The 586-nt window shown below is 27.8% G+C and carries 1 pseudogene; it reads right to left on the reverse strand.

From position 1 onward, the window contains the following. A pseudogene (locus tag HMPREF2930_RS02385) lies at nt 1–586 on the reverse strand (replication protein); the annotation flags it as partial.

Here is a 586-nt window from a genome sequence, read left to right on the forward strand (position 1 = left end):
TTTTTTGAATAAGCACGGCTTTAAATCGTTTAAGAACATGAAGTATTTCTATTTCCATATCTTCTAATAAGTAATATGTATCAATGGAATTGTTGAAAGATGTTTTGGCTTTTAATAATACAGATTTAATAAGTTTAATTTCAGTTACAGAAAAGTTACTTAAATAAGTTTGTATACTTTGTGGTAGTTCTTCGAGTAATTGAAATTTTAAAGCGTCATCATTAAATTTTGAATAATAGTGATTTGAATGACTTGTGTGATTACTAGGAGATGTTAATTTCTTATCATTCAAATCATACGTATCATTACTATTAGTCTTAATGTAATCAGTATCATTATAATCAGTATCATTAGGGTCTAAAATTTGGGATTCTGGAGTCCCAAATTTTGAGATTCTGGAATCCCAAAACTCGGGATTCTGGAGTCCCAAATTTTGGGACTCCTTGTTATCATAGGTTGCAGATAAAGTTTGAATATTTTTTTCTACACTAATATTTGTTTCTATATCATGTAAATATAATTTATTGGGTCTATTAAAACCTGTACGGATTTGTTCAAGTAATCCTACTTCTTGAAGTTCTTTTTT

Origin of the sequence: Staphylococcus sp. HMSC068C09, from assembly GCF_001813735.1 — a bacterium.
Lineage (GTDB): Bacteria > Bacillota > Bacilli > Staphylococcales > Staphylococcaceae > Staphylococcus > Staphylococcus hominis.